This window comes from Microbacterium sp. zg-Y625, from assembly GCF_030246925.1.
GTDB classification, from domain to species: domain Bacteria; phylum Actinomycetota; class Actinomycetes; order Actinomycetales; family Microbacteriaceae; genus Microbacterium; species Microbacterium jiangjiandongii.
Genome location: NZ_CP126740.1, coordinates 276,037 through 296,407, shown reverse-complemented (window position 1 = coordinate 296,407; position 20,371 = coordinate 276,037). Strand labels below are relative to the sequence as shown.

Sequence of the window (20,371 nt, the reverse complement as noted above, 5' to 3'; positions counted from 1 at the left end):
TCATGGGCGCTGACCGGCCAGCCCGGTGGCATCCGCCGGCGAGCGACTCGACACCGATGCCACCACCGCCGCGAGTTCATCCGCCCGCGAAGCCCAGTCGTAGGCGCGCACGCGCGCCAGCGCGCGTTCCGTCAGGCGGGACCTCAGCGCCGGGTCGGCATGAAGGTCGGCGACCGCCTGCGCGAGCGCCCGCGGATCGCCCGCGGGGATGAGTACCGCGCCCCCGATGTCGGTGGCGAGCTCGGTCTGTCCCGGAACGCGCGTGACGACGGCGGGCGTACCGGCCGCAGCGGCTTCGATGACCTTGAACGGGGACACCCCGGTGGCACTGGCGGCGACGTCGCTCCGGGTCGCGAGCGCCATCTCTGCCCCGGCGACGATCGCCGCCACCTCGCCCTTCGAGCGGCGTCCGAGGTAGCGCACGCGCGGGTCGGTGCTGTCGGCGACCTCACGGGCGAGCGGTCCGTCGCCGATCACCGTGAGCCCGAGGCCGGCCGGCCAGCGCGGGTCGGCGAGCGCCTGCAGGATCGTGTCCACCCCCTGCCAGGTGGCCATGTTGCCGAAGAACACCGCGTACGGCTCGTGCGCGCGACCAGCGTGCGCGCGCGCCTGCTCGAACAGCGGCAGGTCGACGCCGTTGGGAATGACGGTGACGGTCGACTCGCTGCCCGTCCCGCGCACGGTGCCCACCCACTCCGCCAGCCCGACGCTCGGGGTCACCACCGCCGTCGCGTCGCGGATCGAAGCGAGCGCGAGTTCGGTCAGCCACGGCGCCCGGCGCGTCCACGGGTTGGAGTCGTACAGGTCGTCGAGGTTGCCTTGGACGAAGAGCACGAGGGGCCTCCCGCGACCCGTCCACCGCCGACTCACCAGCGCCACGAACGGGCTCCACCGCGCCAGCAGCACACCACGCGGCCGGGCCAGCCTCGCCCGTCCGACCACCGAGACGATGCGCCAGGGCTTCCGCAGCCGCCCCGGCAGCCACGACGGCCCGTCGGTCGACCGCGTGATCACCCGCAGCTCGAACAGTTCCGGGGCGAGACGCGCGACGGTTCCCCGCAGGTGGGCGCCGGCCGCTGTGGAATCCGTCGTCGACTCGACCCACAGCAGGGTGAGCCGGGTCTTCTCCCCGGTCAGCCCGCTCGGCGCAGAAACGTCGTGACGCATGGCAATCCCCCAGAGTGCGGTGCGGTGCAGTGCGGTCGGGGGGCGCGCCCGGTCACACTATCCGAAAGGCCCTATCACAGAAAGCCCTTGCGCAGCCCCCATCCGGTGCGTATCGTCGCGGCATGCCGGGGGGCAAGCTGGGGCCGTTCTCCGTCGTCGCCTACATGATGGGGAATGTATGGGCAGTCGTGATTACGCGCGCATCCTGCGGCGGTCGTGGATCCTGATCCTCGCCGTGACGCTCGCGGGGGTGCTCGTCGGATGGATCGCTGCGGCGACCACGAAGCCGGTGTACTCGGCGACCAGCGCGGCACTGGTCACGAGCGAGACCGGGGCGAGCGTCAACGAGCTCACGCAGGGCAATGCCTTCACCGAGCGCCGCGTCAGCACATACGCCAGCCTGGCCACGGAGCCGATCGTCACGTCCCGCGTGATCGAGGAGCTGGGTCTCGACCTCACGCCGGAACAGCTCGCCGCACGCATCGAGGTGTCGATTCCGCTCGACACCACGATGCTCGAGGTCACGGCCAGCGGGACATCGCCGCGCCTGGCCGCGAGCGTTGCGAACGCCGTCATCACGAACCTGTCCGTCGTCGTCGCAGAGGTCGAGACCACCACCGTTCCCGGCGGGGCGGCCGTGCCGCCGGCACCCGACGGCACGCCGCCCGCGGCGATCACCCCGGTGAAGATGACGCAGGTGCGCTTCGCCGAGGCGCCCGCGGCGCCGGTCAGCCCGAACCTGCTCCTGAACCTCGGCATCGGCCTGTTCGCGGGACTGGCGCTGGGCACACTGGCGGCGATCCTGCGCGAACTCATCGACACCCGGGTGCGCTCGACCGAGGACATCGAAGCGGTGACCGACGCCCCGCTCGTCGGGGCGATCCCGCAGATCTCCCGCGGACGCAGCGAGGCCGTCCTCGTCGACGACGGCCTCGGGACCCCGACGGCGGAATCGTTCCGGATCCTCCGCACCAACCTGCAGTTCCTCGACATCGACGGTCCCGCGACCTTCGCGATCACCTCCGCCGGTCCCGGCGACGGAAAGTCGACGGTGGCGCTGAACCTGGCCAGCTCGATCGCTGCCAACGGGTCACGAGTGCTGCTGGTCGAAGCGGACCTGCGTCGCCCGCAGATCCACGAGTACCTCTCGCTGGAGGGGGCCGCGGGGCTCACCGACGTGCTCATCGGTCGCGCGCTGTTCGCCGACGTCGTGCAGACCTGGGGATCGCCGAACCTGCACGTGCTGTCGTCGGGCCGCGTGCCGCCGAACCCGAGCGAGCTCCTGGGATCCCAGCACATGCGCGAGCTGATGGCCCACGTGCAGGAGATGTACGACGTCGTGCTCTACGACACGCCGCCCCTCCTGCCGGTGCCGGATGCCGCGATCCTCTCGCGCAGCGTCGGGGGCGTGCTGCTGGTGATCGCCGTCGACCGCACGCGCCGTGACGCCATCCGCGCGGCGACCGCCTCTCTCGACAAGGTCGGAGCCCGCCTGGCCGGCACGGTGGCGAACCGCGTCACCGCGCGCGGCGCGACCAGCTACCTGACGCAGTCCTACCTGTCCATCGAGCCTGACGACGAGCCGGACGGCACGCAGACGGCGCTGCTGGACTTCTCCGACATCGACGACCTCGATGGGGTCGAGACTCAGCCGGAATTGAGAAGCATGCCGGGGGGCGTGGCTTCCAGGTCCGGTGAGCGCATGCTCAGGAACTCGCGTGCGCGGTTCCGGGGGTCGCGGAGGGACGGCGCCGCCGAGACGCTGCCCTGAACGCGCCCGTGGGGAGGCGCCCACTGAACGTACGCGAACCTTTGGGGGGGAACGTGGCATTGAATCCGTTGGCGGCGCTGTCGACCGCAGAAGCAACGGCGGTCGACTGGCAGCTCGCGTACCGCCGCATGCTGTGGCTGTCGGACTCCGTGGTGGTCATCATCGCGGTCTTCCTCTCGCAGTACGTCTGGTTCTCCGCGACGGGCGAAAGCGTCACGCAGCGGGTGGACGAGACCGCCTTCACCTACACGTGGGTCTCCGTTGCGCTCATCCTGGGCTGGCAGCTGGCACTGGCGATCTCGGGATCCCGCGGCGAACGCGTCGTCGGAATGGGGATGTCGGAATACCGGCTCGTGATCAGCTCGGCGGTGTACCTCTTCGCGGTCGTGGCGGTGGTGTCGTACCTCACGATGACGCCGGTCTCGCGCGGTTACATCCTGCTGGGATTCCCGCTCGGCCTCGCCGGTCTTCTGATCACGCGCTACCTGTGGCGCCAGCGACTCAAAGCGCACCGGCGGGCGGGCCGCGGCATGGCGCGGGCGCTCGTGATCGGCGATGACGAGGAGAACGCGCGCATCACGGCGGAACTCGACCGCAACCCCGAGGCCGGCTATGTCGTCGTCGGTCTCAGCGGGCCGGGAAGCCGCTCGGACTACACCTGCCGCGGCGCGAGCGTTCCCTTCCTGGGGCCGGCGGACGACGTCATCATGATGATGTCGATGGTGGATGCCGACACCCTCATCGTCGCCAGCGACGCGGCGTTGCCCGTGCGCAAGGTCAAGGAGATCAGCTGGCGGCTGAAGGCGGGCCGGCAGCACCTGATCCTGGTGCCGAGCCTGACCGACATCGGCGGCCCGCGTCTGCACACCCGGCCGGTCGCCGGGCTTCCCCTGGTGCACGTGGAGACGCCGCGCTACACCGGCCGTCAGCGCGTGGTCAAGCGCACCCTCGACGTCGTCGGATCCCTGATGCTGCTCATCCTGCTCGCTCCCCTGTTCGCGATCCTCGGGACGCTGGTCAGGGCGTCCAGCACCGGCCCCGTCTTCTACCGGCAGGAGCGGATCGGGCAGGAGGGGCGCCCCTTCCAGCTCATCAAGTTCCGCACGATGGTGCCCGACGCCGACGACATGCTGACGCAGCTGCTCGCCGAGCAGGGCAAGGACGACGCGCCGCTGTTCAAGATCGAGCAGGACCCGCGCATCACGCCGATCGGGCGCGTGCTGCGCAAGCATTCGCTCGACGAGTTCCCGCAGCTGCTGAACGTCCTGTTCGGGGATATGAGTCTGGTGGGGCCTCGGCCGCAGCGTTCCGGGGAGGTGGCGTTCTACGACTTCGCCGCCGAGCGGCGGCTGATCGTCAAGCCCGGCATGAGCGGCCTCTGGCAGGTGAGCGGGCGGTCCGCGCTGTCGTGGGAAGAGGCGCTGCGGCTCGACCTGTACTACGTCGAGAACTGGTCGCTCCTCGGCGACATCGGCATCCTGCTGCGCACGTTCCGCGCCGTCCTCGCCCCCGGCGACACGGCCCACTGACCATCGCCATCGCGATGACACCCCGGTCGCCGGCGACGCCGACCATATGAGAGAGGAGCGCGCCGACATGGCGGCTGAACCGACAACCGAAGTGCCCCCGAAAGCAGATGTTCCCGTCGTCATCCTCTGCGGGGGCATGGGAACCCGCATCCGGGAGGCGAGCGAGAAGCTGCCCAAGCCCCTGATCGACATCGGGGGCAAGCCGATCCTCTGGCACATCATGAAGACGTATGAAGCGGCCGGATTCCGCCGCTTCATCCTGTGCCTCGGGTACAAGGGCGACCTGATCCGCCGTTTCTTCCTCGACTACGGCAAGTTCGAGCGTGACTTCACCGTGCGCCTGGGCGGCGGCGACGAAGCGGTGGACTGGCACGGTCACACCCCCTCCGAGGACTGGGAGGTGACGCTCGTGGAGACGGGGCTGCTGACGGGCACCGGCGCCCGGGTGAAGCGGGTGCGGCAGTACCTCGACCAGCCGTTCTACATGATGACCTACGGCGATGGCATCGGGAACGTCGACCTCGACGCGCTGTACCGGCAGCACGTCGCGAGCGGCAAGATCGGCACCGTCACGGGCGTCCACCCCACGAGCCGCTTCGGCGAGATGCATGTCGACGGCGATGAGGTGACGGAGTTCAACGAGAAGCCGACCATGGCCGACGGGTGGGTGTCGGGCGGGTTCTTCGGGTTCCGTCGAGAGATGGTGGACACCTATCTCGACGACGACCCCGACCTGCTGCTGGAGAAGAAGCCGCTGCAGACGCTCGCCGCGGACGGCCAGATGGGCGTGTACCGCCACGACGGGTTCTGGATGGGCATGGACACCTACCGTGACTGGACCGAGCTCAACCAGCTCTGGGACACCGACCGGGCGCCATGGAAGGTGTGGTCCTGACGTGAAGGTGATGGTCACGGGCACCGAGGGATACCTCGGCTCGGTGCTGGCACCCGAACTCGCCCACGCCGGACACGACGTCGTCGCGGTGGATACCGGCTTCTACAAGGCGGGCTGGCTCTACAACGGCGTCGACTTCACGCCGAAGACCCTGGTGCAAGACGTCCGCCGGCTCACGGCCGACGACCTGCGCGGTGTCGACGCGGTGGTCCACATGGCGGAGCTGTCGAACGACCCCCTCGGGGAGTTCAACCCCGCGTTGACACGCAGCATCAACCACGGGGGCTCCGTGCGGCTGGCCACCCTCGCGAAAGAGGCCGGTGTGGGGCGGTTCGTCTACATGTCGTCCTGCAGCGTCTACGGCGTCGCCGAGGGCGTCGTCGACGAGAGCTCGCCGATCGACCCGCAGACCGTCTACGCCGAGTGCAAGGCGATGGTCGAGCGCGATGTGCGGCCGATGGCCGACGCGTCCTTCAGCCCGACCTTCCTGCGCAACGCGACGGCGTTCGGTGCGTCACCGCGCATGCGCTTCGATCTCGTGCTCAACAACCTCGCGGGTCTCGCGTGGACGACGAGGCGCATCGCGATGACCAGCGACGGCACGCCCTGGCGTCCGCTCGTGCACGCGCTGGACATCGCCCGGGCGATACGGATGACCCTCGAGGCCCCCGCCGACGCGGTCAGGGGTCAGATCTACAACGTCGGATCCGACGAGCAGAACTACCAGGTGCGGGAGATCGCCGAAATCATCGGCGACGCTCTCCCCGAGGCCGAGCTGAGCTTCGGCGCCAGCGGCGGCGACAACCGCAGCTACCGGGTCTCGTTCGACCGCATCCGCGAGGTGCTTCCCGGCTTCGAGTGCGCCTGGAACGCGCGCACGGGTGTCGAGCAGCTGCTGTCGGTGTTCGAGGCCGTGGATCTCGACGCCGACCTGTTCCTCAGCCGGGGCTTCACCCGACTGGCCCAGCTCGACTACCTGCGGCGCACCGGCCAGGTGGACGACGAACTCTTCTGGAGGATGCCGTGATCCTCACCCCCACCCCGATCGCCGGCGTGGCGATCATCGACCTCGAGCCGCGGCAGGACGACCGGGGCTTCTTCGCCCGGTCGTTCGATCGCGAGGAGTTCGTCCGGGCAGGGCTGAATCCGCACGTGGAGCAGGCCAACATCTCGTTCAACCACCGCGCCGGGACGCTGCGCGGCATGCACTTCCAGGTGGCACCCCACCCCGAGAGCAAGCTCATCCGCTGCACACGAGGAGCGATCGTCGACACGATCGTCGACATGCGGTGGGGCTCACCCACCCGCCTGCAGCACGTCTCGGTCGAACTCACCGCCGACAACCGGCGTGCCCTCTTCGTCCCGGCCTACTTCGCCCACGGCTACCAGACCCTGGTCGACGAGACCGAGGTGACCTACATGGTGAGCGGGGCATACGCACCCGGCGCCGAGCGGGGCCTGCGCCACGACGATCCGGCGCTGGGGCTCTCCTGGCCGCTCCCCGTCGCGGACGCGTCGACGAAGGACCTGTCCTGGCCGCTGCTGGAGAGCTGGTCGCCGCAAGAACTCGCCGCCGTCTCGGGCGACACGACATGATCATCATCGACACCGCCCTGCAGCAGCGCGAGGCCGAGGGGCGCCCCATCGGGGTCGCCGTCGTCGGCGCCGGCTTCATGGGACGGGGGCTCATCAACCAGATCACGAACAGCGTGCCGGGTATGCGCGTGAGCGTCGTGGTCAACCGCACGCTGGAAAAGGCCGAGGCCGCCCTGCACGAGGCCGGGGTCACCGATGTCCGGCGCGCGACGACCGCCGCGGAGGTCGATGCCGCGGTCGCCGCGGGGGCGGTCGCGGTCACGAGCGACTTCCGCGCCGCGAACCACGCGGCATCCGTCGACGCCGTGATCGAGGCCACCGGAGCCGTCGAGTACGGCTGCCACGTGGTGGTGGACGCCATCGGCGCGCAGAAGGACATCGTGCTGATGAACGCCGAGGTGGACGGCACGGTCGGCCCGATCCTGCACCGTCGCGCGAAGGATGCCGGGGTGATCCTCACCGGATGCGACGGGGACCAGCCCGGAGTCGAGATGAACCTCGTCCGCTTCGTGCGGGGCCTCGGCCTGCGTCCCCTCGTCTGCGGCAACATCAAGGGTCTGCAGGACGAATACCGCACCCCCACGACCCAGGCCGCCTTCGCCGCCAAATGGGGTCAGGACCCCTACATGGTCACGAGCTTCGCCGACGGCACCAAGGTGTCGTTCGAACAGGCGATCGTCGCGAATGCGACCGGCATGACCGTCGAACGGCGCGGCATGCGGGGAGCGGACCACCATGGCCACGTCGACGAGCTCACCGGGGCGTACGACGTGGCGGACCTCGAGCGCCGCGGCGGCGTCGTCGACTACGTCGTGGGCGCCCAGCCCGGGCCGGGGGTGTTCGTCCTGGCCACCCACGACGACCCGAAGCAGCGGCACTACCTGAATCTGTACAAGCTCGGCGAAGGGCCGCTCTACAGCTTCTACACGCCGTACCACCTCTGCCACTTCGAGGTGCCGAACACGGTTGCCCGCGCGGTGCTCTTGCGCGATGTCACCCTGCAGCCGCTGGGCGCGCCCACCGTCGAGGTGGTCGCCGTGGCCAAGGAGGATCTGCCTGCGGGCACCGTCATCGACGGTCTGGGCGGGTACCACACCTATGGAGTGGCGGAGCGGGCGGACGTCACGGCCGATGAGGACCTGCTCCCCATCGGGGTGGCCGAGGGATGCCGAACGGTGCGTGACATCCCGAAGGATGCCGTCCTGACCTACGCCGACGTCGAGCTGCCCGAGGGCAGGCTCGTCGACCGGCTGCGGGCCGAGCAGGCTGCGGAGCTGCCCGCAGCGCGGGTGCCCGCGTGAAGTGACCGGTCATCGGTGCACGCGTCGCTACCGCGAGGGCGCGTGCACCGGCACCTCCTCCAGCAGCCGGCCGAGCGCGGCACCGGACACGGCGGCCGAGAACCGGTCGACGAACACCCGGCGGATGGCCGCTCCCAGCGCGACGGGGTCTGCCGCCCGAATGCGGCGCGCGACCTCCTGAGGGTCGCTCCAGTCCTCGATCGGCACATACGCCCCCGCGCAGTACTCCTCGATGACGGGGGTGGGCGTGGCGACCACCGCCACGCCGAAGACGGCAGCCTCGACGATCTTCGAGGGGAGCTGGTTGCGGGCCGCGCTGCTGGAGGGGTCCTGGGGCACCAGCGTGAAGTCGATGTCGGCGTACACGTCTGACAGTGCGGCCTCCGCACCGATCGAATGCCACGTCGCTCCCCCGCCGGCGGGGCGGAACGAACCCGAGAAGCTCGAGAAGTGGATCTCGGGCATCGCCTCCACGAGGGCGAGCACCTTGTCGGCGCCTTTGTGCGGACGCACCGTGCCGAGATATGCGAGCCGCAGCGGGCCGGCGGCGCGCCCCTCGCGCTCGGCGACGAGCCAGGCATCGGGACGGGCGTGCGGCACGATCGCGGACGACCGCCGGGCGAGGTCGCGCGCCAGGTAGGTGTGCTCGAGCGTGCGGCTGGAGAACGTGTAGCCGTCCGCTGCGCGCGCGGTGCGGGCCTGCGCCCTGCGCACCTGCGTCGGCGATTTGCGGTGCAGCACGTTGAGGTGGACGGCCGTCTTCCACGATTTCGCCACCTGCTCGCGCATGAGGCTCACGTCGTCATCGTCGAAGTCGGCGATGACGACCGTGTTCGCCCGCCCCGCCAGAGCGGAGGCGATGCGGTCCAGCGGGGAGATGCCCTTGGATATCCACACCAGCACCGGTTCGTCGGCAGCGGCCTCCCGGATGCGGGCGATGAGTGCAGCGGGGTCCCTGCCGTCGAAGCCCCGGATGTCCAGGTCGAAGTGCCGTGCACCGGTCCACACCGGCCCGTCGTCCACCGCCCACAACTCGGTGGTGGCGCGCTCTGACCCGACGACTGCGAGACTGATCGCGCGCCCCAGCGAGTTCGTGACGGCGGACTCCGCAATGACGAAGATTCTCATGCACGCCCCCCGACGCTTGCACCACCTGCGTGAAGACGCAGGGGTGACAACCCACCCCAGAGCATGGCACGTCCGCCCGGCGGAGGACAGCCTCACGAAGGCGACAGGGCGTAGCGTGGAAGCATGACGAGCACGGATGAATCTGCCTGGTACTGGTCGGAGGAGGGCGTGAACTTCCACACCCGCAAGTGGGTGCGGCCCGAGGATCTCAACGCCAACGGCACGCTCTTCGGCGGCAGCCTGCTGCGCTGGATCGATGAGGAAGCGGCGATCTACGCCATCATCCAGCTCGGCAACTACCGCGTGGTGACGAAGTTCATCTCCGAGATCAACTTCGAGGCCTCGGCCCTGCAGGGCGATCTCGTCGAGATGGGACTCACCGCGACCCACTTCGGCCGCACGTCGCTGACCATGCGCGCGGTGGTGCGCAACATGATCACCCGCCAGCGCATCCTCACGATCGAGAAGATCGTGTTCGTGAGCCTGGACGACGACGGCAAGCCCAAGCCGCACGGCTTCACCGACATCACGTACGACCGCGACCGCATGCCGCACGAGCACCCGGGCACCGGCGCGGTGAAGCTGCCCACGACATGAGCACGCCTGGGCACCCCGACTTCGACGCCATCACCGAGGACGACCTGCGCGCCGCCGGCAGCGTCAAATGGACGACATTCCCCGACACCATCGGCGCGTTCGTCGCCGAGATGGACTTCGGGCTCGCCCCCGCGATCAACGACACCCTCACCGGGGCGCTGGACCGCGGGCTCACCGGCTACCTGCCCGCGCAGGTCGCCGGCGACATGGCCGCGGCGACGGCGGACTGGTACGCCGACACGTACGGCTGGGCCGTGCCCGCCGAGCGCGTGCACCACGTGCCCGACGTCATCGCCGCCTTCGAGCTCGCGATCGAGAAGTTCACCCGGCCCGGCAGTGCGATCATCGTGCCGACCCCGGCATACATGCCGTTCCTCTTCGTGCCCCAGCTGCATGGGCGCGAGGTCATCGAGGTGCCGAGCGTCGAGATCGACGGGCGCATGACGATGGACCTCGACGCCATCGGCCGCGCCTTCGACGACGGCGCCGGCATGGTGGTGGTGTGCAACCCGCACAATCCGCTCGGCACCGTGTTCCGCCGTGACGAGCTCGTCGCGCTGTCGGAGGTGGTGGCGGCCAAGGGGGGCAGGGTGTTCTCGGACGAGATCCACGCCCCGCTCGTGTACCGGCCGGCCACGCACGTTCCCTACGCCTCGGTGTCGGACGCCGCCGCCGCGCACACCCTCACCGCGGCATCCGCGTCGAAGGCGTGGAACCTGGCAGGGCTGAAGTGCGCGCAGGTGATCCTCTCCAACGACACCGACGCCGACGCCTGGGAGACGTTCGGACCCTGGGCGGGGCACGGGACCTCCACCCTCGGGGCGCTGGCGAACACCACGGCGTACAGGGCAGGGGCCGGGTGGCTCGAGGACGTACGGGGCTACCTCGACGGCAACCGCCACCTGCTGGCCGACCTGCTCGCCGAGCACGCGCCGAGGGCGCGGATGATCCTGCCCGAGGGCACGTACATCGCGCTCATCGACTTCCGCGCGTACGGCATCGAGGGCGATCTCGGCGAGTGGTTCCGCGGGCACGCCCGTGTCGCCATGACCGACGGTGCCGCCTGCGGGCAGGCCGCAGTCGGGCACGTCCGATTCGTGTTCGCGCTGCCGCGACCGCTTCTGCGCGAGGCGGTGTCGCGGATCGGGCGCGCGCTCGACGAACGGGCCGCCGGCTCCGACGCGGCCTAGGACGATCGAGCCGGCCACGCCCGGCGGTCGGGTCGCGCCCGAGCAGCGCGCCTCGACGCGGGCGGTGCGCGGGCGGGATCGTCACGTCGCAGAGGGTTGAGGTGGCGAGCCCGGATACGCTTGGATGATCCGCGTGCCGCGCATCGGCATGTCCTGTTCGCCCAACCCGTGATGGAGGCAGATGTGAGGTTCATGCAGCGGCTCGGCCGATCGATCATGCTCCCGGTGGCCGTGCTGCCGGTGGCGGCGATCCTCTCGGGCATCGGTTACTGGATCACCTCGGCCGCGGGGGCCAACATCGCCTCCGCGTTCCTGAGCGCGGCCGGCGGCGCCCTCCTCGACAACATCGCCCTGCTGTTCGCGGTCGGCGTGTCGATCGGCATGGCCACGAAGGCCGATGGCACCGCGGCCCTCGCGGGCCTGGTGTCGTGGCTGGTGGTGACCACCCTGCTCAAGCCCGAGACGGTGCTGCTGTTCACCGGCGTGGGCGACGTCAATGAGGTGGACCCCGCGTTCCTGCGCGTGCAGAACGTGTTCGTCGGCATCATCTGCGGTCTCATCGGCGCGTGGTGCTACGACCGGTTCAAGGACACCAAGCTCCCCGACGCGCTGTCGTTCTTCTCCGGCAAGCGCTCGGTGGCGATCGTGACCGCCGGCTTCTCGCTCGTGCTGGCGATCGTGCTGTTCTTCGTCTGGCCGTTCGTCTACGGCGGGCTCGTCGGGTTCGGCGAGTGGATCGTGACGCTCGGCCCCCTCGGCGCGGGCATCTACGGGTTCTTCAACCGCCTGCTCATCCCGGTGGGCCTGCACCACGCTCTGAACTCGGTGTTCTGGTTCGACGTCGCCGGCATCAACGACCTCAACAACTTCCTCGCCGGTGAGGGCACGTACGGCGTCACCGGCCAGTACATGACGGGCTTCTTCCCCGTGATGATGTTCGGCCTGCCGGGCGCCGCGCTCGCGATGTACCTGACGGCCAAGACGACGCGCAAGAAGCTCGCCTACGGCATCCTGCTCTCGGGCGCCTTCGCCTCGTTCTTCGTCGGCGTCACCGAGCCGCTCGAGTTCGCCTTCATGTTCCTCGCCCCCGTGCTCTACATCGTGCACGCGCTCTTCATGGGCATCTCGATGGTGATCAGCGCGATCCTGCCGGTGCGGATGGGCTTCGGATTCTCGGGCGGCTTCATCGACCTGGTGCTCAACTGGACGAACCCCATGGCAGAGAACCCCTGGCTCATCCCGGTCATGGGCGTGTTCTGGTTCCTCATCTACTTCGGTGTCTTCTACTTCTTCATCAAGCGCTTCAACCTGAAGACCCCGGGCCGCGAGGACGACGAGATCCTCGAGGAGGACACCGAGTACGACACCCGCGGCGGCAAGGACGACGCCTACCTCGTCACCGGCGCCCGCTTCATCGACGCCCTCGGCGGCAAGGAGAACATCGTCGAGCTCGACAACTGCGCGACGCGCCTGCGCATGGAGGTCGCCGACGTCAGCAAGGTCGACGACACCGCACTCAAGCGTGCCGGTGCCGCCGGCACCATGAAGCCCGGCGGCAAGGCCGTGCAGGTCGTCTACGGGCTGAACGTGCAGTTCGTGAAGGATGCCATGGAGGGCCTCATCTCGGGGCGCGCGCAGGTGCCGTCCGGCGCCTCGCCTGAGCGGGCCTCGACGTCCGCCGCGGCTCCCCTGGACGCAGGCGGCGGCGGTGTGCTGACCGACGCCCGCCCCACCACCCTGCGGCTGCGTCAGCCCGTCGCCGGCCGGGTCGTGCCGCTGTCGGACGTGCCCGACCCCACCTTCGCCGATGGGCTCATGGGCCCGGGCGTCGCCGTCGAGCCGACGGGTGACACCGTCATCGCACCGGCCGCCGCCACGGTGGGGGCGACGTTCGACACCGGCCACGCCATCGCGCTCGTGCTGGGCGACGGCACGGAGCTGCTCATCCACGTGGGCATCGACACCGTGGCGATGAAGGGCGACGGGTTCCAGACGCTGGTCGAGAAGGGCCAGCGGGTGAGCGAGGGCACGCCGCTGCTTCGATTCGACCGCGGGAAGATCGCCGCCGCGGGGCACCCGGCGATCACCGCGATCGTGGTGCTCAACAACGCCGGCGCCACCGTCGAGCTGCGGTAGGCCCGCCGCGCCCACGCGGGCGCGGACCCGCGAAAAACCATGATCCGGCTGGGACACCACGCGCCGCGGGGTTTCCCAGCCGGATCGTGGTTTCTCACCGGCGGGGGCCGCGGTCCGGGCGAGGGCGGAGTCGGGGCGGTCAACTATCCTGGGGAGTGATGTCGAACACTCGCGCTGAAGCCGCGTATCAGCGCTCGGTGGCAGCCTTCCGCAACCCGACGCTCGACCTGCTGCATGGCCGCCACGCCCCCTTCGTCGTCGCCGTCCTGTCGATCGTCTTCACCGCCGACCGCCCCGCGGTGGCTGTCGCCGACGCCCACGCCGAGATCGGCGAGGCGCTCGAAGAGCTGCGGGCCGCCGGCTACGACGAGGACGATCGCCGACTCCCCGCCGGCACCGCCCGTGACATCTGCCGGCACTGGGTGCGCGTCGGGTGGCTGGCGCCGCAGATCGAGAACGACGTCGAGGTGTACCGGCTCACCGCGCACGCGGTGGGCGCGCTCGACATCGCCGGACGCGCCGGCGGCGGGCGGGCCCGCGTGTCACGGTCTCGGGTGCGCACGCTCCTCGAGGCCGTCGAGCGGCTCGCTCGCGATGCCGAATCCGACCCCGAGCAGCGCATCGCGATGCTGTTGGCGGAGCGCGAGGCCCTCGACGCCGAGATCGAACGCATCCGCAACGACGAGGCCGACCCCGTCGACGACGAGCAGCTCTTCGAAGAGGCCGAGAACGTGCTGCACCTCGCCCGGGAGCTCCCCGCCGACTTCTCGCGGGTCGCCGAGTCGATCAAGGCGATGCAGCGCGACGTCGTCGCGGACCTCCGCCGCGATGTCCGCCCGACGGGAGAGATCCTCCGGGAGTACCTGCAGCGTGGCCGGCACGTCATGCAGGCGACCCCGGAGGGCCGTGCGTTCGAAGGCGCCCTGCGTCTCATCGGCGACGCCGAGAACATCGACCGCCTCACCGGTCAGCTGCATGCCGTGCTCGCCCAGCCGTTCGCCCGGCTCATGGCCCCCGGCCAGCGTGCCGACCTCGACGCCATCGGACGTCAGGTCGAGAAGGGCGTCCAGGAGGTGCTCACGGCACAGCGGCGGGCATCGCAGGTCATCACCGCCCAGGTGCGCACGCACGACCCGGCGCGGGACCGTCAGGTCGACGAGCTGCTGCGCGGCGTCATGTCGGGCCTGCAGCTGTGGATGCAGCGCTCGAAGCCGAGCGACCGGGTCGAACCGCTGCACACCTTCCCCGTCGCCGACGTGGGTCACCTCCGCCGATCGCTGAGCGACCTGCGACCGCCCGGGGCGCCCGCACCCCTGCCGGAGCCCGGAGACGTCGAGTTCGTGGATGCCGACACGCGCGCCTGGGGCGGCCCCCGCTACGCGGAGCTCGAGGCGTACGTCGCGACCCTCGGCGACCGGTTCGACCTCGCCGCCGCCTTCGAAGGCGCCGCCGAGGGCACCCGCCGGCCGGTCGACCTGCTGGGGCTGCTGGAAATCGCCCACCGCAACGGCATGACCGAGAGCGACGAGGTCTCCGTCGCCGAGGCGCGACGTCCCGACGGCACCAGTCGTCGGTTCGCCTTCGGCGCCGTCACCGCCAGAACCGTGAAAGAACCGACCCATGACTGAGCCCACGATCGCCCCCGACGCCACGGACGACGAGCCGTTCATCGCCCCCGTCGCGATGGAGCACGACCCCGACGAGCTTTTCGCCGGCGACGTCGGCGTGCTCGACGCCGCCGCGCGGCGCGTGCTCGTGCGCCTGCTGCAGCGCCGGTTTCTGCTCGCCGATCGCAACCGGGCCGAGTGGACGGTGCTGATGGACCACCGGCACGCGATCGAGTCCCGGCTGAACGACCTGTTCGTGCGTCTCGTCGTCGACCACGACCGCGGGGTCGCATACAAGGAGCAGGTGCGCTCGGACGAGCTCGAGATCCCCATCCTGCTGCGGGACGAGGCATACTCCCGCGCCGAGACGCTCGTGCTCGTGCACCTGCGCACCGTCTATCAGCGCGAGAGCACCGCGGGGGAATCCTCCGCCCGCGTCGACATCGAGGACATCGAGCAGACCGTGCTGACCTATTTCGCCGAGGCCGACGGCAGCACCGCCCGCCGCCAGAAGGCGATCCGGGCCGCCGTCGCCCGGCTGCGCCAGGACGGCATCATCGAGGAGGAGTCCGAGGGGCGCTACCTCATCAGCCCGCTCGTGGAGATCCTGCTCAGCGCCGATCGCCTGCGCGAACTGCGTGACTGGCTCGCCGACCAGACGTCGCGCGCCGGCACGATCGACCTCGACGACGACACCGACGACACCGGGGACCCCGACGACGTGGACGCCGAGACCTTCGCGGAGGCCGCACGATGACCATGCTCGACACCCTCTTCGGCCTCATCCCCGCGGCATCCCGAGGGCAGCAGTGGGTGGCCGATGAGCTGCAGCTGGTGAACTGGGGCGGCTACGACGGCGCCCACCGGGTGCGTTTCTCTCCGACGGCGACGCTGCTCTGCGGAGGCTCCGGCTCGGGCAAGTCGACCCTCATGGACGCCTACGTCGCGCTCATGATGCCGCATACGACCCCGTTCAACGGCGCCTCCAACGGCGCCGTCGTGGGGCGCCCGCGCGGCCAGGAGCAGCGCAACATCCTCTCCTACGCCCGGGGCAAGACCGACGAGACGCGCACCGACGACGGCACGAAGGTGACCGTGCTGCGCGGCGACGGCGTCGACACCTGGAGCGCCGTGTCGATGACGTGGCTCGACCACGACGGATCGCGCTTCACGGCGGTGCGCGCCTGGTACATCCCCGCCGGTGCCCGGCTCGTCGAAGATACCGTGCGGGTGCGCGCCACGGTGGCCGGGCCCTTCGACCTCAGTTCACTCGAGGACGCCGCCCGTCAGCGCCTGACGGATGCCGCGGTCAAGAGCGCGGGGCTCGACACGGTGGCCACCGACCGCGAGTTCTCCGCACGTCTTCACGCCGTGCTCGGCATCGGCGCCGCGGGGGCCGGCGCCAAGGCGATGAGCCTGCTCGCCCGCATCCAGGCCGGTCAGCAGATCACGACCGTCGACGACCTCTACAAGCGGATGGTGCTCGAGGAGCCCGAGACGATGGCCACCGCCGACGCCGTCGTGGCCCACTTCGACGGGCTCGAGAGCACCCGCAGCCGCATGCTCACCGCGCAGCAGCAGGTGCGTGCGCTGCAGCCCATCCGCTCGGCGCGCGCACGCATCGAAGAGGCCGCCGAGCGGCTGCGCGTGATCGACGAGATCGGGCGATTCAGCGAGCCGGACTCGCTGGCCACCCTCTGGCGTGCCTCACGCCGCCTCGACCTGCTGCGCGACGTCGAAGCCGAGCTGCAGTCGGCCACACGCGCCGCCGACGCGAAGGTCCGCGAGCAGCAGGCGCTGGCGGATGCCGCCGACATCGAGCGCGAGGGCCTGGGCGAGGTGCTGCGCGCCGCGGGCGGCGACCGGCTCGAGACCGCCCACCGCGAGCTGCGCGGCCTCGAGCGCCGCCTGATCGACGTCGCGCGGGAGCGCGAGCGGCTCGACGCCGCACTCGGCGTGCTGGAGGTGCAGGTCGCTTCCGCGCGGGAGTTCGAGGCGCTGGCCGACCGCGCCCGGCGGGCGCTCGCGGATCCCGACGCGAAGGCGACGCTGCGGGAAGCCTACGGAGAGGCGATCAGCGCGAGGAACGCGCGCGCCGCACGGATCACCGAACTCGAGGCCGAGCGTCGCGAGGCTGCAGGGCGCCACGACAACATCCCCGCCCGGCTGCGTGAGTCCCGCGAGCTGCTGGCACGCGCTGCGGGCCTCTCCTCCGATCGGCTGCCGTTCGTCGGCGAGCTGATCGAGGTGCGCACCGAGTTCGAGCCGTGGCGCGAGGCGTTCAACCTCGCCCTCGGTGGTTTCGCCACGACGCTGCTCATCGACACCGCGCATCTGCCGGCGTTCCGCGCCGCCATCGAATCCGTCCGCACGTCCGAGCGACTGCGCTACGAGGGGGTGCACACGGGACTGCCCGAGGGCGCCGCCGGCGACCCGCAGACGCTTCCCGGGCGGCTGGACTACCGCAGCAGCCCGTTCACCGGCTGGCTGCAGGACGAGCTCTCCCGGCGCTTCGGGTACGTCTGCGTCGACACGTCGGCGGATCTCTCGGCGCACCGGATGGCGCTGACGATCGCCGGTCAGACCTCGCAGGGCGCCCGCGGCGCGCACGGTGGGCACGGCCGTCGCAACGTGCTCGGCTTCTCCACGGACCGCCGCGTCGGCGAGCTCGACGCTCAGCTCGGGGCCGCGCGGGCCGAACTCGAGATCGCGCAGGCGGCCACGCTGGAAGCGGCCGCGGAGCTCGACGCACTCGACGCGCGGCGCGCGGCGTTCGAGAAGATCCAGGACCTCACCTGGGAGCAGGTCGACGTGGCATCCGTCGAAGCGGAGCGCGAGCGTTGGACCGCGATCATCGACGAGGTGACCGCCGAGAACCCGACGATCGCCGGCATCCAGTCCCAGATCGCCGCGAAGCGCTCCGAGGCGGCCGAGCTTCGGGAGGGCATCGGCCGCGCGAAGGCCGAGCAGCAGCGTCTCGCCGACGCGTGGGCCGCCATCACCGACGAGGTCGACACCGCCCAGGCCGCGGTCGACGCTGCCGAGGATGCCGGACGGGCGCTGACCGACGATCAGGCTGCGTACCTCGACGGGCAGTTCCTGCTGCCGGAGGGCGCCGGCTCCGCCACGCGCATGCAGGACCTGGCGCGCTTCGACGCCGCGCTCGACTCGGCGTCGCGGCGCTTCGCCGAAGATCAGCGTGCCGCGCAGGAGGCGGTGGGCGACCAGCGCGAGAGCCTGCGGCGCACCTTGGCGGGCTTCCTCGACCGGTGGCCGAACCCCAATCTGCTCGCCGACCCCGACCACTCGCTGGCCGACTTCGAGCGGATCCTCACGGAACTCGAGACCAGCGGGCTGCACGAGCTCGAGACCGAGTGGCGCGACAGCCTGCTGAAACTCTCGGGCAACGACCTCACCAACCTGGACTCGACCCTCAGCCGGTCGTTGCGCGAGATCCGCGACCGCATCGAGCCGATCAACCTGATCATGCAGGACCTCCCCTTCTACGACGACGACCATCGGCTGCAGATCACTCCGCGCGAGACCCAGTCCGAGGCGCGCCGCCGCTTCCGTAAAGAGCTGCGCGAGGTCCGCGCGCTCATCGATGCGGCGGCCACCGACGAGGACCGTGAGCGCGTGTACGTGCGCATGTCGCGGCTCATCGACCGGCTGCGCCGCACCGCGCCGGACTTCGCGGAGCTCGTCGACGTGCGCAACCACGTACGGGTGAGCGCCGAGCGTGTGCACGCGGTGACGAAGCAGCACGTCGCGCTCTACGACCACATCGGCGAGAAGTCCGGTGGCGAGTCGCAGGAGCTCATCGCCTTCATCGTCGGCGCGGCACTGCGCTATCAGCTGGGGGATGCCGGGTCCCAGCGCCCGCGCTACGCCCCGGTGTTCCTCGACGAGGCGCTCATCAAGGCCGACGCGCACTTCACCAAGCGCGCGATCGGGGCCTGGCGGGGCCTGGGGTTCCAGCTCATCATCGGCGCGCCGAACGACAAGTACAGCGCCATCGAGCCCCACGTCGACGTCGAGTACGACATCCTCAAGGACACCCACGGCCGGTCGTGGGCGAAGCCGAAGGTGGGCCTGGCCGCCGACGCCCGCTGAGCCCGGGCGCGCGGCGCGAGATGGCGCCAGTACTACGCGAACCGCCCGCAGGTCCAGTCCTTTCCGTGGCGACCCGATTCGCGCCATGGTGGAGCGTGCAGTTCACGGATGAAGACCTCGGCGCCTGGGTGGTGCGCCAGCGCTGGTACGCGGGCAAGAGCCACGTGCCGCGCTTTCGCATCATCGACGCCGCCCCCGCCCCCGAAGCCACGCGCTACCTGCTGATGGACGACGCAGGATCGGTGCCGGCGCTCTACCACGTGCCCCTGACTCTGGTCGGGTCGCCCCCGAAGGCGGGAGACCCGCTGGCCCACTCCGACGACGGCTATCTGGTGGATGCCACGGGGCATGCGCCCTACGCCCTGTCGCTGCTCGCACAGATGGGCGTCGATACCAGCCGGGTGACGGGGTCGCGCGTGCTCACCGGCGAGCAGTCCAACACGTCGATCGTCTTCGACGAGGATGGGCGGCCGACCATCATCCTGAAGCTCTTCCGCACCCTTCACCACGGCGAGAACCCCGACGTCACGGTGCAACGTGCGCTGAGCGCAGCGGGGTCGCCATATGTGCCGCGGTTCCTCGGAAGCCTCGACGCGGAGTGGCCGGACTCCGGACGCGAGTCCGGCGTCGCGCGGGGCACCCTCGGTTTCGCCCAGGACTTCCTCCCCGGCGTGCAGGACGGCTGGGCGGTCGCGCTCGAGGCGGCACGGGAGCGGCGCGACTTCACCGCCGCCGCACGGGCGCTCGGCACCGCCCTCGCCGGAGTGCACGCAGCCCTGGGCGCGAGCCTGGGCACCGTGGATGCCGGCCCCGACGACGTGGCATCCACGGTGAGCACCTGGCGGCGCAGGCTCGCCACCGCCGCCGCCGAAGTGCCGGCCGTGGCCGACCGGATGTCCGCGATCGACGCCGTCTACCAGTCCGCACTCGAGCGTCCCTGGCCGCAGCTGCAGCGCATCCACGGCGATCTGCACCTCGGCCAGGTGCTCGCCGTGCAGGACGGCGGATGGCGCGTTGTGGACTTCGAAGGCGAGCCGCTGCGCCCCATGCCGGAGCGCGCGATCCCCGATCTGCCGCCCCGCGACGTCGCCGGAATGCTGCGCTCGTTCGACTACGCCGGCGCGGTCGGGGGCGGGACCGACGCGGCCGATTGGGCACACGCGTGCCAGTCGGCATTCGTCGACGCATACAGCGGCACGGAGGGCGCGATCGAGCTCGACCCCGTGCTGCTGAATGCGCTCGTGCTCGACAAGGCGGTCTACGAGTCGACCTACGAGGCACGCAACCGCCCGGACTGGCTGCCCGTGCCGCTCGCCGGAATCGACGCCGCCCTGGCCTGAG

Annotated in this window: 15 protein-coding genes; 13 read left to right on the top strand and 2 right to left on the bottom strand. The window is 70.6% G+C overall.

Features of this window, described 5'->3' with window-relative positions:
- The gene (locus tag QNO14_RS01340; RefSeq protein WP_257506908.1) at window positions 1-1,167 is read right to left on the bottom strand and encodes a glycosyltransferase family 4 protein; all 1,167 of its coding nucleotides are present in this window, start codon (window positions 1,165-1,167) and stop codon (window positions 1-3) included.
- Between the two features lie 178 nt (window positions 1,168-1,345).
- On the opposite strand from QNO14_RS01340, the gene QNO14_RS01335 reads away from it, so the two are divergent.
- The 6 genes from QNO14_RS01335 to QNO14_RS01310 are packed head-to-tail and all read left to right on the top strand — an operon-like array spanning window position 1,346 to window position 8,259.
- Window positions 1,346-2,938: a tyrosine-protein kinase domain-containing protein gene (locus QNO14_RS01335; RefSeq protein WP_257506909.1), complete on the top strand. Its 1,593-nt coding sequence runs from the start codon at window positions 1,346-1,348 to the stop codon at window positions 2,936-2,938.
- Window positions 2,939-2,991: 53 nt separating this feature from the next.
- On the top strand, window positions 2,992-4,467 hold the full coding sequence (locus QNO14_RS01330; protein WP_257495698.1) for a sugar transferase: 1,476 nt from the start codon (window positions 2,992-2,994) through the stop codon (window positions 4,465-4,467).
- 46 nt (window positions 4,468-4,513) lie between these two features.
- On the top strand, window positions 4,514-5,362 hold the full coding sequence (locus tag QNO14_RS01325) for a sugar phosphate nucleotidyltransferase (RefSeq protein ID WP_350338822.1): 849 nt from the start codon (window positions 4,514-4,516) through the stop codon (window positions 5,360-5,362).
- A 10-nt stretch (window positions 5,363-5,372) separates the two neighbouring features.
- The gene (locus QNO14_RS01320; RefSeq protein ID WP_257495825.1) at window positions 5,373-6,389 is read left to right on the top strand and encodes an NAD-dependent epimerase/dehydratase family protein; all 1,017 of its coding nucleotides are present in this window, start codon (window positions 5,373-5,375) and stop codon (window positions 6,387-6,389) included.
- Window positions 6,386-6,958 (top strand): dTDP-4-dehydrorhamnose 3,5-epimerase family protein, encoded by a 573-nt coding sequence (locus QNO14_RS01315; RefSeq protein WP_257506911.1) that lies wholly within the window; start codon window positions 6,386-6,388, stop codon window positions 6,956-6,958. Before QNO14_RS01320 ends, QNO14_RS01315 begins: the two co-directional genes overlap by 4 nt.
- On the top strand, window positions 6,955-8,259 hold the full coding sequence (locus tag QNO14_RS01310; RefSeq protein ID WP_257495695.1) for an NAD(P)H-dependent oxidoreductase: 1,305 nt from the start codon (window positions 6,955-6,957) through the stop codon (window positions 8,257-8,259). Before QNO14_RS01315 ends, QNO14_RS01310 begins: the two co-directional genes overlap by 4 nt.
- A 27-nt stretch (window positions 8,260-8,286) precedes the next feature.
- Here the strand turns inward: QNO14_RS01310 and QNO14_RS01305 are convergent, their stop codons facing one another.
- Window positions 8,287-9,387 (bottom strand): glycosyltransferase family protein, encoded by a 1,101-nt coding sequence (locus QNO14_RS01305; RefSeq protein ID WP_257506912.1) that lies wholly within the window; start codon window positions 9,385-9,387, stop codon window positions 8,287-8,289.
- A gap of 123 nt (window positions 9,388-9,510) precedes the next feature.
- On the opposite strand from QNO14_RS01305, the gene QNO14_RS01300 reads away from it, so the two are divergent.
- From QNO14_RS01300 to QNO14_RS01270, 7 genes are all read left to right on the top strand, one after another.
- The gene (locus QNO14_RS01300) at window positions 9,511-9,984 is read left to right on the top strand and encodes an acyl-CoA thioesterase (RefSeq protein ID WP_257506913.1); all 474 of its coding nucleotides are present in this window, start codon (window positions 9,511-9,513) and stop codon (window positions 9,982-9,984) included.
- Entirely contained in the window at window positions 9,981-11,174 is a 1,194-nt protein-coding gene (locus QNO14_RS01295; protein ID WP_257506914.1) for a MalY/PatB family protein, read from the top strand. Before QNO14_RS01300 ends, QNO14_RS01295 begins: the two co-directional genes overlap by 4 nt.
- Window positions 11,175-11,366: 192 nt before the next feature.
- Window positions 11,367-13,310 (top strand): N-acetylglucosamine-specific PTS transporter subunit IIBC, encoded by a 1,944-nt coding sequence (nagE, locus tag QNO14_RS01290; RefSeq protein WP_257506935.1) that lies wholly within the window; start codon window positions 11,367-11,369, stop codon window positions 13,308-13,310.
- Between the two features lie 158 nt (window positions 13,311-13,468).
- Window positions 13,469-14,938 carry a DUF3375 domain-containing protein gene (locus tag QNO14_RS01285; protein WP_257495690.1) on the top strand — a complete coding sequence of 490 codons (1,470 nt, stop codon included), beginning with the start codon at window positions 13,469-13,471 and terminating at the stop codon, window positions 14,936-14,938.
- Window positions 14,931-15,674, top strand: coding sequence for a DUF4194 domain-containing protein (locus tag QNO14_RS01280; protein ID WP_257506915.1), 744 nt, complete (start codon window positions 14,931-14,933; stop codon window positions 15,672-15,674). The genes QNO14_RS01285 and QNO14_RS01280 overlap by 8 nt, the downstream gene beginning before the upstream one ends.
- A complete protein-coding gene (locus QNO14_RS01275; protein ID WP_257506916.1) occupies window positions 15,671-19,030 on the top strand; it encodes an ATP-binding protein in 3,360 nt (1,119 codons plus the stop codon). Before QNO14_RS01280 ends, QNO14_RS01275 begins: the two co-directional genes overlap by 4 nt.
- 65 nt (window positions 19,031-19,095) lie before the next feature.
- On the top strand, window positions 19,096-20,370 hold the full coding sequence (locus QNO14_RS01270; RefSeq protein ID WP_257506917.1) for a phosphotransferase: 1,275 nt from the start codon (window positions 19,096-19,098) through the stop codon (window positions 20,368-20,370).
- The last annotated feature ends 1 nt before the right edge of the window (window position 20,371 follow it).